Source organism: Leptospira dzoumogneensis, from assembly GCF_004770895.1.
Lineage (GTDB): Bacteria > Spirochaetota > Leptospiria > Leptospirales > Leptospiraceae > Leptospira_B > Leptospira_B dzoumogneensis.
The window spans coordinates 167,495-185,465 of sequence record NZ_RQHS01000018.1 but is presented as its reverse complement, the minus strand read 5'-3'; the positions used below and the strand labels follow the sequence as shown (position 1 = coordinate 185,465).

11 protein-coding genes are annotated in these 17,971 nt (G+C 41.7%); 1 reads left to right on the top strand and 10 read right to left on the bottom strand.

Annotated elements, in window-relative coordinates; all coding sequences use genetic code 11:
* The 5 genes from pgsB to EHR06_RS11725 form a co-directional block, all read right to left on the bottom strand.
* The gene (gene pgsB, locus EHR06_RS11745; RefSeq protein WP_135757174.1) at positions 1-1,191 is read right to left on the bottom strand and encodes a poly-gamma-glutamate synthase PgsB; all 1,191 of its coding nucleotides are present in this window, start codon (positions 1,189-1,191) and stop codon (positions 1-3) included.
* A 42-nt stretch (positions 1,192-1,233) separates the two neighbouring features.
* On the bottom strand, positions 1,234-2,841 hold the full coding sequence (locus tag EHR06_RS11740; RefSeq protein ID WP_135757173.1) for a SpoIIE family protein phosphatase: 1,608 nt from the start codon (positions 2,839-2,841) through the stop codon (positions 1,234-1,236).
* A 35-nt stretch (positions 2,842-2,876) separates the two neighbouring features.
* Positions 2,877-4,394 (bottom strand): PAS domain-containing sensor histidine kinase, encoded by a 1,518-nt coding sequence (locus tag EHR06_RS11735; protein ID WP_135757172.1) that lies wholly within the window; start codon positions 4,392-4,394, stop codon positions 2,877-2,879.
* 186 nt (positions 4,395-4,580) lie between these two features.
* Entirely contained in the window at positions 4,581-4,979 is a 399-nt protein-coding gene (locus EHR06_RS11730; RefSeq protein WP_162494898.1) for an FKBP-type peptidyl-prolyl cis-trans isomerase, read from the bottom strand.
* A complete protein-coding gene (locus tag EHR06_RS11725) occupies positions 4,976-5,335 on the bottom strand; it encodes an RNA recognition motif domain-containing protein (protein ID WP_135757171.1) in 360 nt (119 codons plus the stop codon). Before EHR06_RS11725 ends, EHR06_RS11730 begins: the two co-directional genes overlap by 4 nt.
* Positions 5,336-5,566: 231 nt before the next feature.
* On the opposite strand from EHR06_RS11725, the gene EHR06_RS11720 reads away from it, so the two are divergent.
* Positions 5,567-7,879, top strand: coding sequence for an inorganic phosphate transporter (locus EHR06_RS11720; protein WP_135757170.1), 2,313 nt, complete (start codon positions 5,567-5,569; stop codon positions 7,877-7,879).
* A 161-nt stretch (positions 7,880-8,040) separates the two neighbouring features.
* Here EHR06_RS11720 and EHR06_RS11715 read toward each other — a convergent pair whose 3' ends face one another.
* From EHR06_RS11715 to EHR06_RS11695, 5 genes are all read right to left on the bottom strand, one after another.
* Positions 8,041-10,029: a TRAP transporter large permease subunit gene (locus EHR06_RS11715; RefSeq protein ID WP_135757169.1), complete on the bottom strand. Its 1,989-nt coding sequence runs from the start codon at positions 10,027-10,029 to the stop codon at positions 8,041-8,043.
* A gap of 84 nt (positions 10,030-10,113) precedes the next feature.
* The gene (locus EHR06_RS11710; protein WP_100767022.1) at positions 10,114-11,121 is read right to left on the bottom strand and encodes a putative solute-binding protein; all 1,008 of its coding nucleotides are present in this window, start codon (positions 11,119-11,121) and stop codon (positions 10,114-10,116) included.
* Between the two features lie 53 nt (positions 11,122-11,174).
* The gene (locus EHR06_RS11705; RefSeq protein WP_135757168.1) at positions 11,175-12,173 is read right to left on the bottom strand and encodes a hypothetical protein; all 999 of its coding nucleotides are present in this window, start codon (positions 12,171-12,173) and stop codon (positions 11,175-11,177) included.
* 129 nt (positions 12,174-12,302) lie between these two features.
* Positions 12,303-13,880, bottom strand: a complete 1,578-nt coding sequence (locus EHR06_RS11700; RefSeq protein ID WP_135757167.1) for a BTAD domain-containing putative transcriptional regulator — start codon at positions 13,878-13,880, stop codon at positions 12,303-12,305.
* Positions 13,881-14,254: 374 nt separating this feature from the next.
* Positions 14,255-17,968 carry an Ig-like domain-containing domain gene (locus EHR06_RS11695; protein WP_135757166.1) on the bottom strand — a complete coding sequence of 1,238 codons (3,714 nt, stop codon included), beginning with the start codon at positions 17,966-17,968 and terminating at the stop codon, positions 14,255-14,257.
* Between the last annotated feature and the right edge of the window lie 3 nt (positions 17,969-17,971).

Genomic DNA, 17,971 nt, shown 5'->3' with positions numbered 1-17,971 from the left:
TTAGCTTTTTAGTATTTCCTTTTGTTTTAAATATTCCAGAAGTTCTAAACCTAGACCACCTATATTCCCAAGCCCGACTATCACTGGATCGGCAGGCAGAGACCTTTCGAAAAAGCCTAATATTTCCTTAACATTCAGATATTTCAGATCCTCTAATTTAGAATTTCCCAAATTGAATTTCGAACAGGTCTTTTTGAATACTTCAGTTTCTTCTCCCGCAATCAAGATCAAGTCTGCCGGATTTTTTTTCCAAGAAAGTATTTCTTTTGCCATTTGTTCCGATCTTTCCGGTCTGTCTTTTCTACAATTCACGAGAGCAACTTTATATTTATATTCAGGAAATTCTAGGATCGCATTTTCCCAAATACTTGCTGCAGATCTTGGATCGTTCGCTGCAAAACCGTTTGCAAATGCGACGGTTTTTGTTCCAAGATCGTATTCTACAAAAAATGTAGCTCCTAAATCCGGAGAATGGGACCACATTCCTCTGATTGCGATCTCAGGTTTTACTCCCAAAGATCCACATACTTCTAAGGCCAAAACCACATTTTCAGGATGTTCATAATATGCAAAACCTTGCATATAGTCTAGATCCGAATATTTTTCAAGACGAGTCGGAATGATCTCTGTATTTTTTCTTTTACATATCTCTTGGAAGAACGGATAAAACTCCTTTTCGGAAGTGAATAATATTTTGGCTTCCGGAATGGAACCGCTCAGAGCCAAAGCCACGTCCTTCTTCTCCGGTCCCATAATTTCCAAATGATCTTCTCTTACATTCGTGACGACTGCATGCGTAGCACGGATCAATTTTTCTTCCGAAACTTTTTGGTTGAATGGAACAAGTGCCATACATTCTAAAACGATTATATCCGCGCCTAGTTTGACTGCTTCTTGTATCGCAAACTTCTGTTCTAAAATATTGGGAGCGCCGTATCTGATGATATTTTTTTCCGAACCGTCAGGCAATATCAACCTTGGAATAGTGCCCGTGGTTTTAGCAAGAACGGAAAATCCACCCTCTTTCAAACCGGATGCGATCAGTCTTGTGACGGAACTTTTTCCCCGAGTGCCGTTTACATGGATACGGACCGGGATCTTATTCCTTTTGGAAATATGAAGAATATATTCTGCAAATCCGAAGCCTAATAAAACCAGAAGTAATGGAAATAGTATGAGAAATTCGGACACTTAAAGAATGTCCTTCTAAATCAACCTTTAGGTCAACTTAGATTAGGTTAGGTTTAGGGAAATCAGAGTGATATCATCCTGAGGTTCTTTTTCTCCCAGGTGAGCGTTCATTTCCTTTATGATCTGAGAATGAAGTTCCAAACCGTTTAGTCCGGACTCTTTATAAATTTTTTCTATCCTTTCTTCTCCGAATGGATTCTGCTCGGAATCGAATTCCTCAAAGATACCGTCCGTCAACATCAGTATGGAATCTCCTTCAGAGTAATCATACTCTTCTTCCAGATATTCCATTTTAGAATTCAAACCTAAAAGAGATCCTGTTCTTTCCAAAGGTTTGATCCCTGATCTTGATTTCCATAAGAGTGCAGGATGTCCTCCGGATGCGAATCTGATCTTTCTTTCTATCGTATCCACATCTAAGATAAAACAGGAAAAATACATCTGCAGATTTTTGAAATTTCTGCAATAATCCGTATTGATCCCCTTGATCAATTCCACAGGAGAATCCGCCAGGTATTTCAGAGGCTCATAAACTCCTTTGATTGTCATTGTTACGAGTGCTGCCTGGACCCCGTGGCCTGTTGCGTCCGCTAAGATCACTCTTAGTACTCCCGGACGGAATTCGAATATATCGAACCAATCCCCTCCCACTTCCATTACCGGAACGTAATTTACAAAAGTTTGAACTCCTGGAATGGAATAATCGATCGGTGGAAGTAAACTGTTTTGTACTCTTTTAGCAAGATTCAATTCTTCCTTCATTAAACGATAGAATCTGGAAAGTTCCTGGGAACGAGACTCCACTTCCGCTTCCAGATTTTGCAGCAGGTCCAACCTTTCTCTATCTACTGTTTTAAGTTCCTCTACGGTACCTCTTAATTTCTTTTGGATGGAAATTCTGTCCGTAATATCCCTAAGTATAAGAGTATAACCTTTTCCGGAAGAAGTATTTACCTTGGAAACGGAGGCTTCTAAAATTGGTTCGGTCCCATTCTTTCGTCTGGCCCTAAAAGGACCGAAAATCCCTCGGTCAGGATTTCCGCCAATTTGGTGTAATACTTTGGAAATATATTTCCTGCGTCTGGTAGGAAGTAGAAATTCCAAGGATTTTCCGGTCACTTCCCAAGAAGAATACCCGAATAACTTCTCCGCTGCAGGATTCATCATCACGATCTCCATGGATTCATTTACTGAAAGTATAGAATCCAAAGAAGTTCTCACAAGTTCGGAAAGTCTTTCCTCCGATTCTTTGAGTTTTACTTCTCCTTCTTTTCTGGCGGTAACATCTCTCAGATATACGGCAATATCTTCGATAGAAGGAAAAATACGGACCTCGTACCAGATATTCTCTTTGGAATCCAATATCTCTAGATCTTTTGGAAGTCCAGTATGCATGGACTCTATCATTGCGGGAAATAAAGCGGTATAATTGAATTGGGGAAGTATCTCGGGCAGTCTTTTTCCCACCAAATTTTCCCGGATAATATCCAGAAGTTTTTCGGCCTCAAAATTTGCGTATAAGATCCTAAGTTCCCTGTCCAAAGATAAGAATGCGTCCGTAATTCTTTCTAAGATCCGAATTACGTCTTTTCTAGAAGCGGATTGGAATGGTGCTCTGGTCCCGGAAGTTTTTTCCTCTGCTTCTGACATAGGAGATCAAAAGTATCTCCTCGCCTAAAGCAAGGTCAAGAAATCTTTTCCGAAGCCGGGATCACGATATGAAATGTGGCGGACTCGTCCTCGCAGCTTTCTACCTCTATATCTCCGCCCATTTCTCGGACGATCTCATAGCTGACTGAAAGTCCAAGCCCTGTTCCGACCGTAGTTGGTTTTGTGGTGAAGAATGGATCGAAAATCCGATTTAAGTTTTCCTCGCCTATCCCAAGTCCCCAGTCTTTAACGGTGATCCTGACAAAACGAGTATCCCCTCTCTGGAAGATGGACTGAGAAACCTGGATCTTCTTACTATCCGTCTCGAAAGGATATTTTTCGTTCAGTGAATCCCTCGCATTCGTGATCAAGTTTAGAAAAACTTGTTTTAGTTTTTGGGGTTCACCTACAACGAGAGGGATCTCGGAGTCCGCATCCACCAAACTTTCCATTCCTTCTATCCGGATACCGTCCCGGACCAGAAAAGGCAAAAGAAGTTGTATGGAAGAATATAAAATTTCTCCCGTAGAAACGTGGGCCTTAATACCTTCTTCTTTATGAGCAAAACCTAATAGACTTCTTACTATCCCGGAAATTCTTTCACTTTCCCGGATAATCACTTCCATATTTTTAGAAAGAGATTCGTTCTCTTCTACTTGGGTACGGACTAGTTCCGCGTAATTTAAAATACCTGTAAGAGGATTATTGATCTCGTGTGCCACACCTGCGGCCAGGGTCCCCAGGGCCTCTAATTTTTGTCTATGTCTTTGGGATTCCATTCTTCTCAAACGATCCGAATCGGATTCTTTTTGTTGTGTGGTATCCGAGATCGCAAGTAAGATCGCACTGATCTCTCTTTGTTTGGTTACCGGAGAGATCCTGATATAATAATGGCTTCTTTTTCCGGTGAAGCTGCTCCATTCTTCGAATGCTTCCGGGTTTCCTGTGTTTAATACTCTTGCTATGACTGCTTGTAATTTTAATGCATCGGAAGTTTTTAATACTTCGAAAAAATTCTTACCTTGGATCTCTTCCGCAGGAACCCCTGTGAATGTTTTATTGATGAATAATACATTCCCATTCAAGTCCATGATAACCACGAAGTCCATTCCTTCCATTAGAAAGGAACGCCAGCGGTAATCCGAATCTTCTAAGGAATAATCTTTTAGAAGTCCTTCTTCATCCAGCTCTTGTATTTGAACGAGCACTCTGCCTTCTTCCGTTGGAATTCGATTTGCTCTTACATATACTTTTTTGTATCCGTTTGCGGAAAGAAGTCTTGTTCTTGCGGAAAACACTTTAGGGACTTCGTTCCTAAATCTGTCCATGAATGCGTCGGTAAGGCTTTCCGTATCGTCAGGATGAGCGAACTGGGACCATTTCATTCTACCTTGGATCTCTGATTTTTTACGTCCTGAGATATCTTCGAACTTCTGGTTTACCAATGCGATGGTTCCATCTGCTTCTACCAAAAAAGCAGCTAATGGCTGGTGTTCGAATAAGGTACGATATTGGGAAGAAGTTGTACTAGCTAATGTGTGTTCTTGATTCAAAACCTTCTTCCTCCCTTTAGTAAATGGGAAGAGCGGGCTTGTTTAAATATTACAGTTTATGAAAAAAAAGGAGAATTAAGAGGAACTAAGATGCAGGTTTGTCGTGAATTGCAGTGAAATCGTGATATTTTGCTACTGTTGCTTCCGATCCATTAGGATAGAAGCAACAAATTTAACACAAAATTGTCAGTAAACTTTCAGCAATTCTACTTCGAAAATCAAGGTAGAATTCGGAGGGATAGTCCCCGCTCCGGAGCTTCCGTAACCCATTTCCGGAGGGATAGTCAATTTACGAACCCCGCCTTCTTTCATACCTTGGACCCCTTTGTCCCAGCCACGGATCACTTGTCCGGCACCCAAATCGAAGCGGAACGGAGTTCCTCTGTCTTTGGAGCTATCGAATTTTTTTCCGTTGGTAAGCCAGCCGGTATAATGAACGGTTACGTTAGACCCATTGAAGGCCTCTTTTCCTGTCCCCTTTTTGATATCTTTAATCACCAGACCATTTTGAGCGAATACACCCAGGCTCAAAACGAATGCCGAGATTAAAATTGCGGTTAATATATAGATTCTTTTTAAATTCATTTTCCTCTACCTCCAGTACGTCTGACGGAACTTCCAAAACCTCCCGTGGTCTGGCTTCCCTGCACTTTATTGTGGCTGGGTCCGCCTTTTACGGATTGTTTTTTATCGAATTCTTTTTTCCATTCGTCGGCGTCTACCACCGTTAGAACTTTTCCGGAAACCTCGTACTTGTTTAAAGCTTCCAGGGCTTTTTTTGCCGCTGCATCTTCCAATTCCAAAGAACCGTAACCCAGAGAACGTCCTGTGAGTTTGTCCTTTTTGATGGAAATATGTTCGGCCTTTCCATATTTGGAGAATAATTTTTCCAAATCTTCTTCCTTCCATTCCTGGGGAAGATTGCCCACTGAAATCTTCATACCGCCTCCTTTTTATATCGTGACGATTGATTCATCGGTCTTCTGCTTTCTAAAAAACCGGTTAGATCACCCATTCTTTCAGGTCGGGGAGAAATCGAAAGCCCATTTCATAATCCATATTTTGAAAAAGAAACTCACGGAAATTTAGGTTGAGGCTCCCACTTTGGCTTAAATACTACCCAAATCACCCTGCCTGGGTGTTCTTCTCCAATAATTCCAGGAAATAAGAATATGGATATTTTCTTAATCATCGTAGCGGTCATGGCTGTGCTCGGGGTAATGGATTTACTCGTCGGAGTTTCTAATGACGCAGTGAACTTTACGAATTCAGCAGTCGGTTCTAGAGCAGCCTCCAGAAAAATCATCCTGATCGTTTCTGCATTCGGTATCCTGCTCGGGGCCTTAAGCTCCAGCGGAATGATGGAAGTCGCTAGAAAAGGGATATTTCATCCCGAGTTTTTCAGCCTCGCCGAGTTGATGTTCTTATTTTTGGCCGTGATGGTCTCCGATATCATCCTTCTGGACTTATACAATACATTAGGACTTCCTACCTCCACTACAGTGTCCTTGGTTTTTGAACTATTAGGAGCCTCCTTGGTCCTAGCGATCCTCAAAGCAGATACATTAAACGACGCATTTAAGATCATAAACTCCGAATCCGCTTTAAAGATCATATTCGGGATCGCACTTTCCGTGATACTCGCATTCTTTGCGGGACTGATCTTGATGTTCTTCTTTAGATTGATCTTCAGTTTCCGTTTAGAAAAAACGATGAAATGGTTCGGAGGGATCTTCTCAGGACTTGCGGTCACAGTTGTGATCTTCTTCATCCTTCTTACCGCAATGAAAGGGTCTACTTTCTTGAGTAAGGATGTATTAGCTTGGATCCAGACAAATTTTAAGACCATTCTGGCCCTAAGTTTTATAGGATTTTCTATCCTATTCCAGATCCTGATATTATCTAAAATTAATGTTCTGAAAATCGTTGTATTATTCGGAACCGCAGCACTTGCGATGGCGTTTGCAAGCAATGACTTAGTGAACTTCATTGGTGTTCCGATCGCAAGTTTACAAACTCATGAGCTGATCAAGGCAGCCAATTGGGATGCAGGCGTAATGGCATCCGGCTTAGGAAAAGAAGTTCTTACGGATAATAGACTTCTGATCGGTGCTGCACTCATCATGATCATCGCATTATTCAAATCCAAGAAGGCGGAAACGGTCACAAGAACAGAAGTAAGTTTAGGCTCTCAAGGAGAAACTGTAGAGGCGTATCAATCTAGTTTGGTAGCAAGAGTATTCGTCCAGATCGCAGTCGGGATCTATTATCCTATCAAAAGATTTTTGCCTTCTATTCTCCGAAACTGGATCTCTTCCAGATTCAAACAAAGCGGAACCTTGGAGTTAGTTCGTTTGCATGAAAGTGACGCATTCGATTTACTCAGAGCCTCAGTAAACATTTTAATCGCATCCGCACTCATCCTCATAGGAACCATTGAAAAACTTCCGCTTTCCACTACATTCGTAACCTTCATGGTAGCGATGGGAACCTCACTGGCAGACGGAGCCTGGCAAAAAGAAAATGCAGTCAATCGTGTAAGCGGAGTTTTAACGGTTGTAGGCGGATGGTTTATGACTGCGATATTCGCCTCCTTCACGGGCGGATTTATCGCGGCCCTATTCTATACATTCGGCTTTGCGGCAGTTGTAGTTGTTTTAGTATTCACATTCTTCTTGGTCCTTGCATTCAATCGTATCCACAAGAAAAGAAAGGCAGAATACGATGAGAACCTGGAAAAACTTCTTATACTCTCCAAACATCCTGAAAAAGCGCTTTCTAAATCATTATCTTCTCTATTAGCAAATTTATTATTAGAGAAGAAGGCGATGAATACTCTTTCTTCCGGTTATATAGGAGGAAAGAAGAAGGATTTCAAACAGGCTTCTAAAATATTAAAGAACCTAAAGAAGAATTATGAATCTTCTATCTCCGGTTTTTTAAGTCTGGTGGATAGGCATTTTGATGAGTCGGATTTTCAATCCATTCATCCATTCACAAATGCACTCGGTTATATCGATCGTATCGCGGAGAATCTTGCAAATATCCATAGAAACACTTCCGAAAAAATAGATCGTTTCCAAACGGGTCTCACCAAGGACGAAAGAGAAGATCTGAAAGAATTACGTAAACTTGCGGAAGATCTTTTCGAACTTTTAGCTCAATCAGACAAGGTTCCTGGTTTAGTGGAAAAGGCGAGATCGGGTAAAAAAGCAAAAGAACTTTCCGATCTCAAAGTTCGTATCTACAAAAATCAGATGAAACGGATCCGAAAAGGAGACAGCAAATTAAAGTCCAGCGTAGCCTACTTCTTAGTGATAGAAGAACTTGTGGATATTAACGAAAACTTATTTGCTCTCGCAGAAGAACTGGTTTGGGTCTTACCTTGGATAGAAACCAAAAAGAAACAATTTGCAAAGGGAAATATCGGTTCTTCTAAACTGGAATTTCCTAAAACTAAAGGTAAGAAGAAAAAGAAGAAGTAGTGGTTTCGCACGGAGCTTAATTCCCACGCAGAGGCGCGAAGTCGCGGAGAACTGAAAAAAGTTTTGTAGGAATTCCAACATCTACCTTACTTTAAACCCTCTGCGACTTCGCGCCTCTGCGTGAGAAAAAACCTCAGTCTCTGTGCGAAACTCCGCGCCTCTTACCCAGCGTACTTAGAATACAGGATCGGTCCGAAAGCGGTTACGAGCAAGGTTAGAGTCAGAACAATGATCGGAATCACGATATGTTCATGTCTTGCAAAGAAACCTTTTCCTTCTAAACTTTTATCCTCTATCAATAGATCTCTCACAACATGTTTGGTCAACAAGTGGTTGAGAGCAACCGGAGGAGTCAGATAACCTAACTCGAAAGAAACAAGTGCAGTCATCCAGAAATTCAAAGGATGGATCCCGTTTGCCTTGGCGATCGGATACAAGGTCACTGAAACTAAAATTACAGCGCCGTATGGATCCATTAGCATTCCAATGATCACGAGTGCAAATGTTAAGATCAACATAGCAGACATTGGAGATCCAAGCTGGGTCGGGAATAGATCGATCACTTCCGATCTTTCAAAAACCCCGCCCATACAAGCGGATAACCCCATAAGAAGAAGAAGTGCACCTAAGTGAGAGCCTGCATCATAAGAAGTTCTGGAAAGTTCCACTTCTTCATTATGAGTTTCTCCCTTCTCCAATTTTTCCTTCTTGGAAATTCTATAATCTATGAATAGAAGAGCCAACATCGCGATTGGTAAGATATACGGTGCGGTTCTTTCATCAAAATGGGTTCCGAGTGCAAGAACGATCGTTAGAACGATAGCGATAGAGATCACCAAATATACGGAAAAGGATTTGAATGCTTCTAATGATTTTCCGAAAGCACCTTGCTCCGGTTTGATCTTCCAGGATTCAGTCCTGCTAAACCAGCTAACGATCAAGAATAAAGTGGAAGAAAGTGCAAATACTCTCCAACCCCAATGGAATAATTCGTCGGTAGTCACTTCTAAGTTTAAGGAAGCAACAATCACCACCAGCAAACATGGAGGAAGAACCACTCCCAAACTTCCGGACATTGCGGTCGCAGCAAGCGCTCTCTCTTGGCTTGCACCTGCCCTTCTTAATTCCTTGAAGATAGTAGCTCCTAATGCTAAAACCACGATCCCGGAAGCACCGCTATAAGCGGTAGGAAGAGCCGCAACAACAACGATGATCACCGCCATAAGTTCGGAAGGGAATTTCCATGGGTTCAGAAGATCGAAGAACCTTCTTCCCAAAGAAGTATCTCTTAAAAGAATACCTGTCCAAACGTAAAGACCGATCTGTATATAAAGCTGAGCATGAGCGGTCAATTTTTGCAGATAGATCGCAAGTCCGGCCGGGTGTTTTTCCAGAATGAAAAAGTACAATCCGCAGACAATCGCCATCCAGCAATATAGAGGAACGCATAATAATGCGTTGGAAAGTTTGGTATTCTGTTTTCCTTCTCCATTCTTAAATACAGGATTTTTTAAATTATAAAAATTTAATCCTGCCAAAAGAAGCAGTCCCAAAACCCAAAGCACCTGGATCTGAGCTTCCACACCTTTTTGAAGAGGATACATGAATGCTGCAGAAACCATGATGATCGTATTTGCGATGATCTGGCTCCACTCGGTGATCTTTTCCTCTTTGGAGTTCTCAGGGTTTCTAAGAGCGATATGATATCTTCGAGTAGTCGAAACGGTTCCTGCTACGATCAGCAAGAATACCATTGTCATTGGAATATAATCTATGGCTGAGATAGTGATCCAAGAAAGCCTGCGCTCAAATCCACAATAGATTTTTTGTCCTGTTGTTAGAGAGCCTGCAAGCTTCTCCAATTCCAATTGGGTTTCAGTAGGTCCTGTTGGAACTCCAACATTTTTCCCACCGGAAGTATCTCCTAGACCAATATCATCCAAAGCGTCCATATCCGCTTGGCTGACTTCTGCTTTTGTATCCGCTTCCGCATTCGGATCGGCGATACAAACATTTCGGATCATTGCATAGTTCGGCCAAATACTGCCGCCTAAGCCTAGTAACCTAGCCTGAACTAACTGGCTTCCACTTTGAACAAGGGGTACGAATAAAAAGAATAATACCGCCCAGGAAACGATTTTTCTCCACATAGAATATCCTCTGGAATCTGCGATTGATTGATATAAGAGTAGCGGGAAAGAATTTTCCCGCCTTTTTTGTGTTAGTTTTAGAAATTATTCCAGGTTATCCGCGCACTCAGCGGCTTCTTTATCCGCGCTGCAACGAACCCTTTTCATTAGTTTCAGAATGGTAGGATGATATACTTTTTTGTCTCTCAGCCTGATCCTTACTTCTCTGAATTTTTCGAAATAGTTCTTTTGAAGATCTTTAGGAACTTCTATCCAATACTTAGCAGGGATCTCCTGCTCCGCTTTTTTGGTAAGAGAAAGCATTGCATCAAACTGAGTTGCCGCCCAAGCTCTGGAAGTATTTCCGAAACCTTCTGCGAAATCTTTATGACGAGCCACGATCTGGAAAGTCAATTGTCCGATCGGAAAACGAACGATACCGCCGTTCGGAGAAATTCCTTTCATAAGTTCCAACGGTTTAATCCCGATCGCAGGGGAATAACAAGCGTCCGCTCTTCCGTTATTAAAAATACCTGCAAAAGTAGCGATCTCTGCAGGAACCATAGAAGCTCCTACGATATCCACCATAGTTGTTGCTGCTTGGTCGTAAGTTAAAGTAGCGATCTTTCTTCCGGCCAAGTCCTTGATATCTTTCAAGTTCTTGTCTCTTAATAAAAGATAAACCGCGCCTCCAGGGAACATAGCCATGGTTTCGTAGTCGCCGTCTGTATTCAGTTCTCTTACTTTAGGATTTGATAATGCTTCGATCGTTTTGCGGAGAAGGTCATAACTTGGCAATGCGCCGATCGCTTCGATGGATCCGGATTCATGCACATAACTTCTTACTCTAAGAGAAGTTAAGAATGCCATATTACATTTTCCGGCTTTGAAGTCGGAGTTTGCCACTACTTCGTCCGTATAAGCTTTTAGATCCAGACGAATTCCCCATGTTAAAGCCTGTGCTTGGTATCTTTGTGCCGCTTTAAACACGTCTCCGTGTGCGCCGGAAGGATCGAATACACACATGGATCGATCCACCGTCTCCGCTGCTCCCACACCTACGGACATCCAAGTCCCGAGAATGATTACCGATAGAATGAGAAACTTCTTCATATAGTTTTTTCTCCTTAAGGTCCCTTTTTTTTCGTTTTCCACCCAAGAACCGCTCAAAGATCTTTTAACAGATCGTCTTCTTCTTTATTGTTTTTCTTTTTTCCCGGGAAAGAGGAGAAGTTAATCGGTCCTCTATGTCCGGTTTCTTTCATCCAAATTTTATCGGATTCATGACGTGATAAATTTTCCGCAAATGCCTCTAAGAAACGATATTCTTTTTTAGCTGGGATTTGGCTTAGAACTTTAGAATGTTCTAATATAAGTTTTTTGATCTTCTCCACGTCTCCCTTTCCGGCAGCCGCTTGGATCTGGAATGCGCGGGCTAAACGAACACCTTCTTTGTCGCCTATCTTTACCGCTTCTTCCATTTGTTTGATAGGATCCTTTCCCTCGGGAGTCGCTCCCGGAACGGAAAGCCATACTACAGCTTCCAACGCTAAAGGAGTTCCCCACCATTTTTTAGGATCCAAACATCTAGAAGCACCTGCTACTACGCTTGGCACATCTCGAGTGATCCCTGCATATCCTTGGGAAGCGAAATCGTGAAGGATCGCTAATAACCCGGAAGAAAGTCCTACTAAATAATATAACTCTTCGTCTTCACTGATAGAAGGACATTTTCCATTCCATTCTCCGAAGTATTGGAGGAATCTGGTATGTGCATCCCCGTATCTTTTTGCGGCAACCCCATGGTAACGGATCTGTCTAGCCTGGTGATCCAGTGCTTCTTCTCCCTTACCTTTACGAACTGCTGCGATATATAACAGTTCGGCCTCTTGTGCTTGTTTTTCCGCACACATCCCTGCTCCCATTTGTGCCACCATAGTAGCCAATTCCACAGAAGCTCCCGTTCTTTCGAAAGAAGCTACCAATGGTCCGAGTGCAGTTCCTCCGGTACAAATCGCGTCCAAATCGTCGGAAGCTAGGTAAAAAGGGACCAAATGGTCTTGGGCATAAGAGTTTAAAGTTTTACCGGTAACTCTATATACGATGGAACAGTTTGCCAGGGTAATTGTAACAATCGTTACAAAAAAAAAGATTCGTTTATTCATTTTATTTCGGGGGTTATTTTTTACTTAGAATTTGGGGGATTCTGGAAGAACGTACAGAAGGGATTTACTTCGTCCAATATTTTTTTTCTAATGAGTGTTTTATTTTATAGTGCAGCGTTTCCAAAACAATCAGCTCACCGGAGAAGTAACACGGATCTTTTCAATGAGCGAAACTGTCTCTTGGTCAGGTTCCACGCCTAATTCTTTTTTCAGGATCTTCTTCATATCCTCGAATTTGCGTAGGGCTTCATTCTTACGATCCAGAGATTGTAAAGATTCGAAATGAAATCTCCAAGCTCTTTCGTCCAGATCATCCAAGCGGATCCAGCTTTCCGAATCGGAAAGTAGAGAATTTGCATCTCCCGCTTTCTGAGCGTATTCGCATAAAATTCTATAAATTTCGATCAGGTTCTTACGTAGATATTCTCTTTTTAGTTCTGATTCCGGGAAATACAGATCGAATTCAAAGAAGTCTCCCGTATACAGCTCCTGTGCTTCTCTATAAGATTGCACCGCTTCTTCTTCTTTTTTGTTACGAAGAAGTTTGCCTGCAGTCTCGAATTTTTTCTCGAATTCCACAAAGTCAGCTTCTACCAGATCAGGATGGAAGAAGAGCCTATCCTCAGCGAATACAACCGCTTCCGGGTTTCCTAATATTTTACGAAGACGGAATAGTAGTGCATGTAAACTATTGAGAGCATTTTTCTCGGACATCCCAGGCCAGAGATTTTCTAAAAGTTCCTCTTTATGTACACCTTTGCCGAATCGAACTAATAATAACTTAATCAATTTAAGTAGTTTTTTCTTACTGGAATATTCAGCTGCAGGGATCTTCTTCCCATCCAGATCCAATTCCAACGGCCCAAGTGCTCTAACACTTAACTTTTTAGGATTGCGGCCCTTTTCTTTATTAATATTAGATTCGGGACCTTCTACGCTTGTGTCCTTTGTTTGTGATCCAAAAGAAGAAGCCTCCGGCTTAGTAAGCCATTTGGAAACCGATTCCTTGAATTCCATTCTGACTTCCCTTTCGGACTTATTCACTGTGAGGAAGCTGTCCACGCAGAACATGAGGATCAAAAAGCTAAAATGAGAAGTATAAGGAATGCCGAGTAGATCGCTCGCAACCAAGATGTCCGCGATCAAACTCGCGAAAAATAATACCAATCCATAGAATAGAAAATGGTTCCTGAATCTGTTCTTTCTGAACTGATTCATCACCTTCATCACAGTCCATACGATCATCAGGATCCCGGAAAGGAAGATAAACTGCATGATTGTTGGCTGGTCCGTTTCATAGATCACTATGCCCAAAGAAGGAAAATGTTTAGGATGAGCAACGCTCATTGTATAAGCGTTCGGATCTTGCAGCAATATCCCCGCAAGGATCAAGTTCATGAATACGTATAGAAGAATGAAATCCCTGCTAAATAATTTCTTATAATTATTCACGAATAGAGCGATAAACGTTGCGAATATAGCGGCAGTCGCATTCTCCATTCTTTCCCAGATTAAAGCTTTTTCAGGATTATCTACATTGATTGTTTGGATAAAACAGAATAGATAACCGCCATACGCTACTTGCAATAGTGCAAAGTAAAGAAGGTATGCTTGTTTCCGATTTCTAAAATATAGAACTAAATTATGAATCGTACGGTAGACTAGTACAGTCACCACCAAGTAACATGAAAGCTGGTAATACGTCATATCCACTTTTCGTTTCCTATCTTATCCGGATTCCTGCAACCCATTTATGAAAACGGGACAAAAATTGTGACTAAATGCTCACTATTTTTAAATGCAAGTATTTGAATGAGTTTCCTTTTCATTTTTATAAAATTATCGAGCACGTTCTAACGATCGTTATGAAATAATAAATGCCGTTCGATAGAAATCGAACGAAAACTTTTGCGAAACTGTAGCAAAAGAAAATCAAAATTACACAATCCTAATTGAGTGAAGACTCACTCATAAGTTTTTTCTAATTTAGTAATCCAAAAAGCTCCTTAAAAAAAAAACCGAAAGGGTTTTTCCCTTTCGGTCATTTCGACATCTAGTTTTTCGAAATAGCTAGGAGTGTTTTAAGGGCAGACAATCAGAGATGCAGGATCTGTTACGGCTTGTCCTACAAATCTCATTCCTCCTAACAGATACGGATCCGCAACTTGAGGAGTATTCAAGGTGAAGAATTGTACCTTATCACTCTTCGCACTGATCGCACAAGATTGAGTTCCTGCAGGGTTGATCAATTTAGGGAAAGTGATGTCCGGAGGCATTGGTATCTCTTTCATAATACTGTTTACCATAGGAATTACCAAAGTGGTGACTAACGGAGAGATCACCGATTTGATACCTTCCGGGTCTAAGCCGAATGGATTGTAAGTTTGTCCTTCCAAAACTTCTACTGCATAATCCAAGTTATTCACCGGATCCAAAATCACCTGAAGTGCATTCAAGTTAGCAAATGCAGGGTTATTGGTCGGGTTAGAGAACATTTTGAAACGGAAATCTGCGTCCGCTGCAAAATTGATCCTAACAGTTCCAAGAGTTTGTTGGTAACCGTTCGCTCTTGTATCCGCTTGGCATTCGGTAAGTTCAGTATCCAAAAGACCTGTGCAAGAAGTCGGTTTCTTTGCAACGATCTGTAATTGCATTTCCGTAAAATACAATCTCATCTTAGGCACTCCGGCAGAAGTCATAGGTTTAAACTTCACGTTAGGAGCATGGATCGGAGACATCACCATATCTATATCATCATAAGATTTTACAGGAGGTGCAATCGCGTTGGAACCGTTCAGACCTTGTAATTTATTCCTTCCAGGCACAAGGATCGTGACCAAAGGAGAAGCTTTTAAGAAAGAAGTGGTCAAAGCAAATAGAGGATCCGCACCTGCAAAGGCATTCATTCCATCGATGAATGCTTTATTCAGAACGATATCCAATCCCCTTCTCTGCCATAAATGGAATGCAGCCTGAGAAATTGTATCGGTATGCATAGAGATCAAGAATCCAGGGTTTGCAGCGGATTGGCTGAACTGATAGGTAGAAGGAGGCGGATTTGCAGCAGTCCAAGTCCTGGTCGTAACCATACCTGTTTTTCCGGATTGGGTTCTTAGTCCGCCTGCAGGATTATAATTGCTTGTGAACGCAAAATCCAAAGAAGTCACAAGCCCTTTATTGGTTCCATCATGTTTGATGGACGCATCCGTATTCAGTTTAAACTTCACTGTTAATGGGAAATTCCCAAGAGGTGCAGGAAGATAACTTGGTAAAGTGATAGTCACTCCTGTGTCCCTTAAGTCGGCGATCACAGAGTTAAGAACGTTAGGAGCGATCCTTTGTACGATATCTCTGAGCATATACTGTGTGATGATCTGTTTTACCTGATCCACAGTTAAGTTCGCCATATTACTTAACTCTTCTCTACCTACGAGTGCTTCGATGATTGTGTTAAAACCTTCACTACCATGAATGTAAGTCATCGGAGCCGTATACATGAAGTCGGAAGTATCTTCCCCAGGATACAAACCTGCTAAAGACATATGCAAAGGGTTTGCCCAAGGACGAATGAAGAAGTTATTCGAATTCGAGAGTATCTGTGCAACGCTAGGATTATCAGGGAAGTAATCGTCGTTTACTGTGAATGGGGTCTTAACGGTCATATTGATCAAACCGTCGGAAGTCACAGTCATATTATTACGAGTACGGGCTAAAGCCAAACGAGGTTTGGACAATTGCACGTTATTCCAATCATAACCGGAAGGATTTAAAACTCCTTCTACGGCTGGATCCCAGTTCAACTTAGCAGTGGTTCTGAATACGAGTAGAGCTCCAGGTCCGTTAAATGCCCCATACCAGTCTTCGAAACGAGATACAACTAATAGATCCACTTCCGTATACCTGGATTTTAGATCCAAACCTAATCCAGGTGTAACTCCTCCGGAACCAGGGTTTACTTTGAGATCCGCAACAACGTTCCCTAATTGGGTCCCGGTTCCTGCGGCACAACCATGAGTTGCATTATTCGATCCGCATTTGACGAACTTAGGAAGTCTCATGTCGGTTACGTATACGTCTAATGTGATAGCAGCACTTCCATCTGCAATTCCGCCGGAAGCTACGTTTAAGATCGCACTATATTTTGAGAAAGGTCCCGGAGCGATTTTTTCGATATGATAAGAATCGAAGAAACATGCGGGGAATGCACAATCTAACAGGTCTTCTCCCGCTGATCCGATATCCCCTTCCGGTCTACCGAATGCGGAGAATACTGTAGAAGTATATCCACCGTTCTTATACGTCTTCACATCGGTAGGATAATGGCAAAGACTCCAAGCAGGCTCGTTCCAATGGAATAAGTTCTTACAAGCTTGAGGATAATTCGCGTTATTCTGGTTTTGACCACAATTATTATTATTGTATATAGTCCACCATTGGTCTCTGTCGATCCCGTTCCTTTTTTTAGGGTGATAAGGAGGTCCGTTATCCGTAACACAATCAGGGTGCCTTACCCAACAATATCCTCTTCCGGCACCGCCTGATTTCGCTCCGAACACAGGAATATAATCGAAATCTTTAAATGCAGCTGCGTTTGCATCCCCGGACATTTTAGCGTCTTGTCTCATACAAGCTTCACCGATAGTCCAAGCTCCGTTCTCAAAGAATTTTTTCTTAGGAAAATCAGGCATCCCTAATAGGAATTCTTGGAAAGTACGAGGTGTTCCGTTTGTATCTTTTACTTTAAAAGCGCCTGTAGTATATTTCTGGATGGCCTTCCCTAAGAATGGAAGCATCTGAGCCTCATCCATCACACCGTTTGCTACGTAAGGAAGAACTCCGTTCGCATTCTCCAATTTACCGTAGTTAAAGCTGAAATACTTACGGGAAGTTTTCCCATTGGCAGTAACGATCTCATAATAGTAGGTATTCCCACCGACAGTAGGAGGAACCTGAGAAGTATTTAAATTCAAAGAGATTGTAGCACTCATTGAACAAGGAGGAGTGGTACAAATATCTTGAGAATTATTAGAACCGATCTTTTTCAAAGAGACCGATTGGATATAATTCTCTCCTACAACCGGATTCGAGTAGGTGGATGCCAGTGTCAAAGCCGCTGACTGATCGAATGTCATATCATTCGATCCATTCAGAGTATATTGGCTTCCTTGGGTAATTTTGTTGGTCATACTATAATCGGCAGTCGTTCTAAAAGTAATATTATAATTTTCTAAAGAAACACCTGCGATAGTAGCCGCATTCGGATTAATAGTAAGAGTATAGGTCTCGGTAGGTTTTAACTCACGATAAGGGTTAAAAAATAATCTTTGCGGACTTTTCCAGTAAAATTCTCCACCCGGATTAGGTCCGATCAGATTCCCGGAATTTCCGGAAATCGTAAAATTTTGCTCCACTGTGGTTTTATTCATCGGATGAGAAAAGCGGATCTCTAATTCCTTGTATCTGTCTACGTTCTCGACGGAATTAATGAATAAGGTTGCCTGAGGATTGGTAGAACCGAAATCTACAGGAAGAACAGCGGTATCATTGTCCACGCTATTATACGGAGGTTGAAGATTAGGATTAGCATCAAATATCCTTCCCCCGGAAAAGAATCCCAAGTCGAAAACATCCGACATTGCAAATCCTTTCATTTTTTCAGGGCTACATCCTAAGATTCCTGCCCACAAAATAGAAAGGATCGCGAGTTTGATTCCTTTATCGACATTAGAAATTTTTATATTTTTCAGATCCATTTCCAGCCCTCGACTCATTTTTCCCAAAAAAATTCTCTTCATTAT